9 protein-coding genes and 1 tRNA gene are annotated in these 10,659 nt (G+C 42.0%); 3 read left to right on the top strand and 7 right to left on the bottom strand.

The genetic code is table 11. From position 1 onward, the window contains the following. Nucleotides 1–65: 65 nt before the first annotated feature. A complete protein-coding gene (locus LA313_RS09490; protein ID WP_228914446.1) occupies nt 66–434 on the bottom strand; it encodes a transposase in 369 nt (122 codons plus the stop codon). A 215-nt stretch (nt 435–649) separates the two neighbouring features. On the opposite strand from LA313_RS09490, the gene LA313_RS09485 reads away from it, so the two are divergent. Next, complete coding sequence (locus LA313_RS09485) at nt 650–1,174, top strand: DUF488 domain-containing protein (protein WP_228914445.1); 525 nt, start codon at nt 650–652, stop codon at nt 1,172–1,174. 216 nt (nt 1,175–1,390) lie between these two features. Here the strand turns inward: LA313_RS09485 and LA313_RS09480 are convergent, their stop codons facing one another. Then, nucleotides 1,391–3,517: a Tex family protein gene (locus LA313_RS09480; RefSeq protein WP_228914444.1), complete on the bottom strand. Its 2,127-nt coding sequence runs from the start codon at nt 3,515–3,517 to the stop codon at nt 1,391–1,393. 109 nt (nt 3,518–3,626) lie between these two features. Continuing rightward, nucleotides 3,627–3,989: a hypothetical protein gene (locus tag LA313_RS09475; RefSeq protein WP_228914443.1), complete on the bottom strand. Its 363-nt coding sequence runs from the start codon at nt 3,987–3,989 to the stop codon at nt 3,627–3,629. A gap of 224 nt (nt 3,990–4,213) precedes the next feature. Here LA313_RS09475 and LA313_RS09470 point away from each other — a divergent pair, with 224 nt between their 5' ends. Then, on the top strand, nt 4,214–5,767 hold the full coding sequence (locus LA313_RS09470; RefSeq protein WP_228914442.1) for a protein adenylyltransferase SelO: 1,554 nt from the start codon (nt 4,214–4,216) through the stop codon (nt 5,765–5,767). Nucleotides 5,768–5,941: 174 nt separating this feature from the next. After that, entirely contained in the window at nt 5,942–6,064 is a 123-nt protein-coding gene (locus tag LA313_RS16360; protein WP_255702491.1) for a hypothetical protein, read from the top strand. A gap of 698 nt (nt 6,065–6,762) precedes the next feature. Here LA313_RS16360 and LA313_RS09465 read toward each other — a convergent pair. The 4 genes from LA313_RS09465 to ftsZ all read right to left on the bottom strand — a co-directional run bounded on the left by LA313_RS09465 (nt 6,763) and on the right by ftsZ (nt 10,596). Next, nucleotides 6,763–7,431, bottom strand: coding sequence for a hypothetical protein (locus LA313_RS09465; protein ID WP_228914441.1), 669 nt, complete (start codon nt 7,429–7,431; stop codon nt 6,763–6,765). Between the two features lie 375 nt (nt 7,432–7,806). Continuing rightward, nucleotides 7,807–7,880, bottom strand: a tRNA-Arg gene (locus tag LA313_RS09460). Between the two features lie 158 nt (nt 7,881–8,038). Further along, nucleotides 8,039–8,491 (bottom strand): GatB/YqeY domain-containing protein, encoded by a 453-nt coding sequence (locus tag LA313_RS09455; RefSeq protein ID WP_228914440.1) that lies wholly within the window; start codon nt 8,489–8,491, stop codon nt 8,039–8,041. 122 nt (nt 8,492–8,613) lie between these two features. Continuing rightward, a complete protein-coding gene (ftsZ, locus tag LA313_RS09450) occupies nt 8,614–10,596 on the bottom strand; it encodes a cell division protein FtsZ (protein ID WP_228914439.1) in 1,983 nt (660 codons plus the stop codon). Nucleotides 10,597–10,659 lie beyond the last annotated feature (63 nt).

The following is a 10,659-nucleotide window of genomic DNA, read 5'->3' as shown; positions in this document are numbered from 1 at the left end:
AGATCTGGTTCATTTTCCATCGGTGGGCTTCCCTGTGGAGCCAGAACCAGGTAAGGGTTTGGAACCTAGTTTTTTTTGATATCGATATCATACATCTCTTCTGCAATATCGATCATCTTATCTTTAAACTCGATTTCGAATTGCTTTTGACCAAGCATTTGTTCCAGTTCACGAATTCTGGCCTTTAGATCTTGTAATTTGCGGGTATCACTCATAAGTTCTACAACTTGTTTTACGCCTCGTTTGCGATTGCGGGAATACTTGTCCAGCCACTTATAAATTGCCGTTGTTGATACTTCATATTCTTTGCTAATCTCCGCAACCGTCACTAGGTTCTTCTCAATCTCCCGAACCTTTTTACGCTTAAAGCTCTCACTAAAATAACGATTTACCCGTTGAGAACTCTCTTTAGAAAAATCTTGTAGTTTTGCCATAATACTGAGTTGTTTAAAACTCCGGAAAATGGTCAACTTATTTCAGTACCCGACAACTGAAGGATTGTGGACCACCGATTTTCCCTGTCCTCTGAAGAGCGGGTTGCGGGTTCTAGAAGATTTGTCATTCCGAAGGAGCTTTTTGCGACTGAGGAATCTCATCATTAACGAAAAGCAAGAATTTATTTCAAACGTCGTAACTCTACATTTAAAAAATGCCACCACAACATCAAATTTGGACAATAGGACATTCCACTCATCCGCTGGAGGAATTTTTGGAATGGTTGCACTCCCATAAAATTGAAGTCCTGGTGGATATCCGCCGGTATCCCGGTTCAAGGAAATTTCCACACTTCAACCTGGAAGCTCTTGCAGACTCCCTTCCCAAAAATGACATTTTATATAATCATTTTGAAAATCTTGGAGGAAGGCGAAAAGCAAAACCGGATTCTGTAAACCAGGTATGGCGACATCCATCTTTCCGCGGATATGCTGATTACATGGAAACTCCTGAATTTAAGTCTACCGTTGATGAACTAAAAGCTATTGCTACTGAAATGAGAACCGCCATCATGTGTTCTGAAGCAGTTTGGTGGAGCTGTCATCGATCTATGGTAGCCGATCAACTGAAAGCCGATGGTTGGAAGGTCCTGCATATCATGGCACAGAATAAAATTACCGAGCACCCTTACACTAAACCGGCAAAAATTGAGAACGGGAAGCTCGATTATCGAGACTAATCCTCTCCCCCGCCTCTCCAAAGGAGAGGAGTTAACTACGCAGTAGCCGATGGAGCATTGGAGTACTTAATTACCTCTGCCGCCCTATTTCTTTATCCATCTACTCTCCTGTTTTTTCTGCCAACTGATTTCGGTGCACTTAAGACTTTTTTCTGCCCTCTGTCCACCGACCACTGAACACTACTTCTAATTTCCCAATTCTAATATCTAACTTCATTAATCGATCATTGAAAGTTGTATCCGCTTTCTTTGTTCATCTACTTCCATCACCGTTACCTGTACATGCTGATGCAGTTTTACTACCGAATTCACATCGCTTACGAAATCATTTTTCAGCTTGGAGATATGGACCAGTCCACTTTCTTTGACTCCAACATCTACAAAACACCCAAAGTTGGTGATATTATTCACGATCCCTGGCAGCTTCATCCCGGGTTTGAGATCTTTAATTGTTTTGACATTGGGGTCAAATTCAAATACCTTAGCCGACTTACGGGGATCTACTCCGGGTTTTTCAAGTTCGTGCAGGATATCCTTAATCGTAGGTAAACCTACGGTGTCAAAAATGTAATTTTCAGGAGTTATTTTTGATATCAGAGCTTTGTTGCCAATGAGCTCCTTCAGGTCCACGTTAAGATCGGCGGCCATTTTTTCTACTATGGAATAACTTTCAGGATGTACAGCCGAATTGTCCAAAAGATTTTCAGAATTGGGCACTTTGAGAAATCCAGCTGCCTGTTCAAAAGCCTTGGCTCCCAGACGGGGAACTTTCAGCAATTCTTTTCGGGAGGAAAACTCCCCATTTTCACTTCGGTAATTGGTAATATTTTCAGCTAAAGCAGGTCCAATACCCGAAACATAACTTAACAAAGGGGCACTGGCCGTATTAAGATTGACTCCAATTGCATTCACACAACTTTCCACTACGCGGTCAAGTTCATTCTTAAGCTTTGTTTGATCCACATCGTGCTGGTACTGCCCAACACCTATTGCTTTAGCATCTATTTTCACCAGTTCGGCCAATGGATCTGCGAGCCTGCGGCCAATGGACACAGCTCCTCTCACAGTGACGTCAAAATTGGTAAATTCGGCCCTGGCAATTTTTGAAGCGGAATATACCGAGGCCCCGGCTTCATTAACAATAAACACCTGTACATCCCGGTCGAAGCGTATGTTCTTGATAAAAAATTCAGTTTCACGGGAGGCAGTTCCATTTCCTATTGCAATGGCTTCTATATTGTAAGCATTCACCAGGGATTTCACCTTTTTTGAAGCCATTGCAATTTCCTTTTGCGGCGGATGTGGAAAAATGGTTTCGTTATGCTGCAAATCCCCTTTTTCATCCAGACAGACTAACTTACATCCAGATTTAAAACCCGGGTCGAGCGCCAGAATTCTTTTTGAACCCAAGGGAGGTGCGAGCAACAACTGCCTTAGGTTATCGGCGAAGACTTTAATCGCATCTTCATCTGCTTTTTGTTTTGCAACGCTTAGCACTTCATTGGAAAGTGCAGGAAATAGTAGCCTTTTAAGAGCATCCTCAATAGCTTCCTCTAAAATAGTTTTAAAGGAGTTCTGCTGCGGCTTTAGGATTGCCGCCGATACGCCTCTAAAAGCCTCTTCCTGCCCCACTTCCACCTTTACCCTTACGAATCCCTCTTTTTCGGCCCGAAGAATGGCGAGTAACCGGTGAGACGGAATAAACTTCAGCTTTTCCTCCCACTCAAAATAATTCCTGAATTTTTGTGCTTCCTCCTCTTCAACCTTCTTTTTGATCACTTTTGAAGAGATCATTGCCTTCTGTAGAAACATCTTCCGAAGCCGGCTTCTCACGCCTTGATGCTCATTGATCCATTCGGCCACAATGTCCTTTGCTCCGGAAAGTGCATCGGCCACGGAGACAACATCCTTCCCTGTAAATCTTTCTGCCGCAGCTTCTATATTGGAAGAATTTTGTGCCATGAGCATTTTAGCGAGTGGCTCCAGCCCAAGTTCCCGTGCAGCATCGGCTTTGGTTTTCCGCTTTTTCTTGTAAGGCAAATAAAGATCCTCGAGATGAACAAGATCGTTTGTGGCAAGAATTTTAGATTCCAGTTCGGGAGTTAGTGCCTCCTGTTCAGAAATGGTCTTTAAGATGCTTTTCTTTCGCTTCTCCAGTTCCTCGAATTCGGCTTTAAATTTTACGATTTGTTCGATCTGCACCTCATCCAGATTTCCGGTCATTTCTTTGCGGTACCTTGAAATAAAAGGAATTGTAGCGTCTTCTTTCAACAATTGCAGTGTATTTTCTACGCTTTTTTGAGGAAGGTTTGTGCGGGCAAGAATAAAGCTGGTTGAATTCATGGTTATAACTGAAGGTGTATTGGCAAAGATAGAAGCCTGAAAGTTTTTTCCATAAAAAAAGCTCCCCGAAAAACACTTCGGGAAGCTTAAGGTAAATTGCAAATTATTGCTAGACCAAAACTACATCTTCAACCCTGGAAGAAGAGCCATAGCTCGCCAGAATTTTTCCATAGAATTTAAGGTCAGAATCACTACTCCTAAAGGTCTTTCCTAGTTGGGCAACAGCTTTCTTAAGAGGGATTTTTTGAACCTGTATTTCAGGATAAGGTGAATTCTCTTTTTCATTTTCAATTCCCACTTCTATGCAATTGGATTTTTTATCATAGCATACGAAAGTGGCCTGGTAATTATGTTTTATAAGCTCTACAAGAGATTCCGGAAGTTTGTCACACTCCCTGCACTCCTCAATTTGGTGCGGCAACAGGTTAAGCACCTGATTTTGAATGTCGTTTTTACTCTGGTAAGAAATCATGTCTTCAATTTTTTTTATAAAAATAGATTAGATCTTCTTCTCCCAAATACAATTTAATTTAGGTTTAACTTAATTCTTTATCATTGTTTAAGCTGCTGTTAATTTTCCAAAGAAAATTCTTACTTTTTAAAAATCAGTTTTTCCCTTCTTGTAGGTTGAACAGCAGCCGAGGAAATGCCCCTTCGGGTCTTGCTGAAAGTTTCGTATTTTGACAAAAAAATTCCATGATTGCTATTTCAGAAAAAGAATTTCAAAATGCCTTCACAAAGACCTTTGAAGGAGATGACAGCGGGGATCGCACTCCACGTCAAACCCCCGGAAAACTTTACAGCAAGGCAGCCCCCACTCCTGTAGCAGCTCCAAGGTTACTTGGCTGGTCAACCGATTTGGCCGAAAAACTTGGGATCAAATATCCATCTCAAACAGATATTGAAGTTCTCGCCGGCAATAAGGTCACATCTTCGATGGTTACTTACGCATCCTGCTATGCGGGTCACCAATTTGGCAATTGGGCAGGGCAATTGGGAGATGGTCGCGCTATCAACCTTGGGGAATGGAGCACCAAAAATGGCATTTTTGAACTTCAATTAAAAGGTGCGGGTCCCACTGCTTATTCCCGGCATGCCGATGGAAGAGCAGTACTGCGATCCTCTGTCAGGGAATATTTGATGAGCGAAGCTATGCACCACCTGGGAGTACCCACTACCCGGGCCCTTTCTCTTGTCTCGACAGGAGACAAAATATTGCGCGACATGTTTTATAACGGCAATCCTGAATATGAACCCGGTGCGATTGTTACCCGCGTGGCTCCCTCTTTTTTACGTTTCGGAAACTTCGAATTACTGGCTGCACAGCGGGAAACCGAAAAGCTCCGGCAACTTGTAAACTGGACCATAGATCGATATTACCCTCATCTTACAGATGAAGACAGTATTTTAAAATGGTTTGAAGAAGTAGTTGAAAAAACGGCCTTTTTGATGAGTGAGTGGCAAAGAGTAGGCTTTGTCCATGGAGTAATGAATACAGATAATATGTCCATTTTAGGTCTTACAATAGATTACGGGCCTTTTTCTTTTCTTGATAACTACGACCATAACTTTACTCCCAACACCACAGATCTTCCCGGCCGCCGTTATGCTTTTGGAAACCAACCTTCGATAGGATACTGGAATCTTGGCAGGCTTGCCAATGCTCTTTCCCTACTTTTTGAAGATACAGAGGGACTTGAAGCCGCACTGGGAACCTATGAAAAGTCCTTTTGGGACCATTATTATAGAATGATGGGTCGCAAACTAGGATTTGATAAAGTTGGAAAACTAGAAAAGGAACTAATCTCCCGCTTCGAAAAAGTACTTTCTGTAGTTCAGCCAGATATGACCATCTTCTATCGCTTACTCGCCGATGTTCCTTCTGAAGCTGCTTCTGAAGCAATTTTAAAACATTTCAAGCCCTCATTTTATAACAGCCTGGAGCCAAAGGACGCTGAACTCTTTACAGCTCTTATCACAGATTACTTAAAAATGCGGAAAAACAGCAACTTTTCTGAAGAAGAAATTAAAAAGCTCATGAACCAAAACAATCCCAGGATTATTCTTCGGAATTACCTTTTACACCAAGCTATTGAAGAGCTGGAAAAAGGAGAAAACATGCTCTTCCTGAAGCTTCAGGAGGCGCTAAAGCAGCCGTATGCATCGACCGGTTTTGAGGAGCTGGTCGCCAAACGACCGGAATGGGCCGCACAAAAAGCGGGTTGTTCCATGCTATCCTGCAGTTCCTGAAATTTTAGTTTTATTAACTCTATCCCTGAAAAAAACTTAGGTCATAGAGTAATTCCTGTACTCTATTTCAGACATTTAACATCTAAAAATTTGTTGAAAACTTAAAATTTTCTAAATTAGATTTAATCCCGTTTAAGAGGATTTTAGAGATTTAGAACCTTAAAAATTTTCATCATGAGCTCACATAAAAGAAATTCCGAAGAAAAAGAAAAGGTGTCTAATTTCGAGATTTGGTCTGACCATTGCCTGGTTGTCGCCTTTTTCATCTTTCTGGTACTGCTGGGTTTTATCGTTTAGAAAAAATTCACTTCTATTGGGAGCTAACCCTTCAAGCATCTTCTAAACCTCAAAGGCATGTGTGTCTTTGGATACCATCTTTGAAGTAAAGCTTATAACGCCTAAAACATAGATCCTGCACTTCATGATGGGCTTGAGTAATTCTTATAACATCCAATTCTTCTCTGCTCTGCTACCTTTTATTTATTATTTATTGCTTGATTCGCGTTCTAACTCTTGTTCTACTTCTGGTCGTCTCTATCCATCCCTAAGATAACCTGGAAGTCAGAAAAGAATTTGTATATAAAAGTCTCAGAGGACATCACGTCCCAATCTTTGTGACTACCTGTCTTTCATTTTCCGCAAAGGAAAATGGCTAGAAGAATACTATAATTTCTTTACTTGTAAAACAAGACAAATTAAAAAAGGAAAAGTGGAATTTAGAGATCCACAAAATAATGGATCCAACTTATAACCAGAAGTATAGCTACAGGAACAATAATTAAATGCAGCTGCATTTTAATTCCCTCTGCCCATGTGTAAACCCAATTTGAAATGCATTTTTGCACCTGTGCTTCAATCAGGAAAGAACCATTGCCACTTCGAAGTGACGTGCATTGGAAGAAATCCTCCATATGTTCCAGTGAGTTTTTTGAGCGTTTCAGCGAGAAAAATTTGCATGGAGAACGCGAGGGATTAGGACCTACCAATCCCGCTTTCTAAGAAGCTACTTCAGAAATCGTTAATTCACCTTCCCATTCAGAAGAAATTATTTCCTCCTTTTTAATTAAATTCCCGGAAGTTGTAATTCTATATTCGTTCTTTTCAAGATTTTGCAAGTCCCAGATAATGTTTTCTGCTTCCAGAAATTCTAAATTACCCTTCATTTGTTCTTCAAATAATCTTTTTACGATATTCCTGTCAGACAATCCGTCATTTAATATTCTTAGGATCATTTCTTTGTTAAGGTTCTTTTCGGGCTCATCCTGAGAGTTAATTAGGCATTTAATAATTGTTGCGCTGGAGCTGGGAAATTTGCCGTTGTACGCTTTAAAAAGTAACTGGTTGATATGGAATAATGGAGCCTGCAATTCAATCTCGGGATATTCCTCACATACCGTATCCAGTAACATATCATTGGAGATCTGGTCAATTTGTCCTTCAGTCAATTTGTTCTCCAGTTTGTATTTCAGCACAATCCCTGCAGCTTCAGAAGGTTCAAAATCGGCTATTGCCATAAATAGTAGTTCCCGTAAGCTCTCGCATCCGGTATCTTCCGCATCGGGATAATCAAACTTTTCCAGCAATTGAACATAGTTCTCATTTGTCCAGAATTCTTTGATCTCATCGACCGTCTGGACTTCCTCTATTGTTATTATGTATTTCATTGTGAACTTTTTATTCGGATGTTATATTTTCCGAAGCGGACAGTATAATCAAATTTAATGACTGTAGGCTTGTATGGAATCACAACTTTTGGTGGAGGAGGGATTCGTTTGTTAGGGATTTGTTAATTGGATTAATCATATGGCGAATCGTTTACGGTTTCACGCAACGGCTTCATTAAAAATAATTTTATCTTCGAGTGAAGTGACCCCGAAGGGATTGACTCCGCCTCTCCCCGGGAGCCCCACCTGAAAATTGAAAATCCACACCTCTTTACAGTCGGTGTGTGTTTTTTTCCCTCAAAGTTTTGAGCAAGCCCAGCTTTTTTGCAAAACGAAAAAATCCACAGCTTTCGCTGTGGATTTTCTGCTTTTAAGTGACCCCGGAGGGATTCAAACCCCCAACCCTCAGAGCCGAAATCTGATGCGCTATTCAGTTGCGCCACGGGGCCTTTTAAGAAGGCGCAATTTACATAAAAACTTTAAACTGCGACAAAGAATTTCCCAGACTTTAGAACATAATAAGACGTTCTTAAAAAGTCCGATGAGTCCTAACTTTCTCCCCCCTCACTCTTAGTTAGGAAACCTGTAACCATCTCAATACTCAATACTAACTACTAAGTTTCCTCTTCACCACCATAGAAATAGTCTTACCATCTGCCCTGCCGGCCAATTCTTTGGAAGCTAATCCCATTACTTTTCCCATATTCTGCATCCCGCTGGCTCCCGTTTGCGAAATTATCTTATCAACTTCGGCCTCTATTTCCTGCTCACTCATTTGCTCGGGAAGGAAGTTTTCTATTACAGCTGCCTGGTCCAGTTCGGGTTGAGCCAAATCTTCCCGGCCCTGCTCCTTATAAATTGCAGCACTTTCTTTTCGCTGTTTTACAAGGCGCTGTAAGAGTTTCAACTCTTCATCTTCACTTAGTCCATCTTTTCCCGAAGCATCGGTCCTTGCTAATAATATTGCACTCTTTACCGCTCTCAAAGCTTCAAGCTTATTACTGTCCTTAGCGCGCATAGCCTCTTTCATCTCGGCCATTACTTTATCCTGTAAACTCATTTTTAATGGGATTTTATTAGTCCTGCGAAGATAACGAAATAGGTCAAAGCGAGAACTTCCCGGACACAAAAAAACCCGAAACCGGGGGGCTGGCTTCGGGTTTTAAATAGTTGGGGGACTACTTAATCTACATTATCGTGTAAAAAAGAATTGTTAGTTCTAAATCTCATCTCGTCATCATCACCACTACCTAAAGTAGTTCGCGATAATTTTCCCTCTCCCGGTTTTGAGTTATCAAGATCTATCCCCTGCCTCTTATAAGCCGGTTGTCTTTCATACTCATCCACCTTAAGGTTATTCCTGAACTTATAATTGAACTCCTTCATTTTAGCCCGTCTTTCGGCCGACCTTTTTACCAGGCTTTCATTGATTGGAATATTGAATGGATCTGCCTCCTCTTCGGGAGCCTGTTTTGGTTCTTCCGGTTTAGGGGCAACCCTTGAAACAGGTGGTTGAACAGGCGCAGGCGTTCTTCTAAGTTCCGGCTCCGGTTCGGGTTTAGATTTCTGAACGGGCTGTGAGCTCTTCAGCATTTCCTCTACCTCCATGTAGTCGTTAAGAGAATAACGGGTTACTCCATTGTTGGTGTTTTTGGTCTGATTTGACAGCTCCTTCTTCACCTGGTTTTTCCCTTCCATATCTTCGGAAAGAGTATGGATTATTCTCTGTTCTCTTACAGGCTCCTTTTGCTCCTCTGCGGGTGCTTTAGGCTGCTCTGCTTTTGGTGCTTCTTTTTCTTCTGAAGCAACATTTTTAGGCATGTCAAAAGTAAACATGAACTGCTGCTCCTGCGGGTCGGGTTTTACAACCTCTGGTTCAGAAACCTCTACTTCCCTTACACTGTCTGTGATTACAAATTCGGTTTCCTCAGCTGGCCTAACTTCTTCGTAATCCACCTTCATTTCCCTCACTGCAGCTGAAGGCTTACTACTCTCCGGCTCCTCATCCACTTCATCTTCTAAAGAAAGCGTATGAACGATCTTATTCTCTTCTTTTGGCGCAGGCGCAGGCCCGTCATAAGCCGATGATGTCTTCTTTGGAGAAAGTTCATGCTCGGCTCTTTGCTCATCTTCAAGAGTGTGAATGATCTTTTTAGTTTCGGTATTAACAATATCATTTTGTTGCTCGATGTCAAAACCGGTTGCTATAATAGTAACCGAGATTGCGTCGTCAAGACTTTCATCCTCACCAACGCCCATAATGATGTTTGCACTGTGCCCGGCTTCTGCCTGGATATGGTCACTTATTTCCCCTATTTCATCTATAGTGATCTCCTCGGAACCAGAAATGATAAGCAGCAACACATTTTTGGCTCCGGTGATTTTATTGTCATTAAGCAGCGGGGAATCCAGGGCCTTAGAAATAGCATCCTGGGCACGGCTTCCGCCAGATGCCTGTGCAGATCCCATTATTGCAGTACCACTGTTACTAAGAACGGTCTTAGCATCCCGCAAGTCAATGTTTTGCGTGTAGTGATGGGTTATTACTTCGGCGATACCGCGCGAAGCAGTTGCCAGTACTTCATCGGCTTTGGAGAACCCGGCTTTGAATCCTAGGTTTCCATATACCTCACGCAATTTATTGTTGTTGATTACAATTAGTGAATCAACATGGCTTCGCAGGTTTTCAACTCCTAGCTGGGCCTGTTCATTTCTTGTCTTGCCTTCGAACAAAAACGGGCTGGTCACGATCCCCACCGTGAGAATTCCCATGTCCTTGGCTTGTTTGGCAATGATGGGAGCAGCTCCTGTTCCTGTTCCTCCACCCATTCCGGCGGTGATAAACACCATTTTAGTATTGGTGTCCAAAAGGGCTCTTATCTCATCAAAACTTTCTTCAGCTGCTTTGCGACCAACTTCAGGATCGGCGCCTGCTCCAAGACCTTCGGTCTCTCTCACTCCCAGCTGTATCTTGTTGGGTACAGGACTGTTCTCCAGGGCCTGTGCATCTGTATTGCAAATCACGAAATCAACTCCCTTGATCCCTTGTTGAAACATGTGGTTGATCGCGTTGCTACCGCCTCCTCCTACACCAATAACTTTTATAACGTTCGATTGATTCTTGGGGAGATCGAATGTAATGTTTCCGAATTCTGTGCTGCTCATAAATTCTGTTTTACTGGTTTTCTACTTTTTTATTCTTTTTCATAGCTTATTTCTTCGCCGAAC

It is taken from the genome of Salinimicrobium sediminilitoris, from assembly GCF_020866905.1.
GTDB classification, from domain to species: Bacteria; Bacteroidota; Bacteroidia; order Flavobacteriales; family Flavobacteriaceae; genus Salinimicrobium; species Salinimicrobium sediminilitoris.
This window is presented reverse-complemented; position numbering and strand designations above follow the sequence as displayed.

Bases quoted from the DNA above. Each gene is read 5' to 3' on its own strand.
- LA313_RS09490 (WP_228914446.1), bottom strand. From the start codon at position 434: ATGGCAAAACTACAAGATTTTTCTAAAGAGAGTTCTCAACGGGTAAAT.
- LA313_RS09485 (WP_228914445.1), top strand. From the start codon at position 650: ATGCCACCACAACATCAAATTTGGACAATAGGACATTCCACTCATCCG.
- LA313_RS09480 (WP_228914444.1), bottom strand. From the start codon at position 3,517: ATGAATTCAACCAGCTTTATTCTTGCCCGCACAAACCTTCCTCAAAAA.
- LA313_RS09475 (WP_228914443.1), bottom strand. From the start codon at position 3,989: ATGATTTCTTACCAGAGTAAAAACGACATTCAAAATCAGGTGCTTAAC.
- LA313_RS09470 (WP_228914442.1), top strand. From the start codon at position 4,214: ATGATTGCTATTTCAGAAAAAGAATTTCAAAATGCCTTCACAAAGACC.
- LA313_RS16360 (WP_255702491.1), top strand. From the start codon at position 5,942: ATGAGCTCACATAAAAGAAATTCCGAAGAAAAAGAAAAGGTGTCTAAT.
- LA313_RS09465 (WP_228914441.1), bottom strand. From the start codon at position 7,431: ATGAAATACATAATAACAATAGAGGAAGTCCAGACGGTCGATGAGATC.
- LA313_RS09455 (WP_228914440.1), bottom strand. From the start codon at position 8,491: ATGAGTTTACAGGATAAAGTAATGGCCGAGATGAAAGAGGCTATGCGC.
- ftsZ (WP_228914439.1), bottom strand. From the start codon at position 10,596: ATGAGCAGCACAGAATTCGGAAACATTACATTCGATCTCCCCAAGAAT.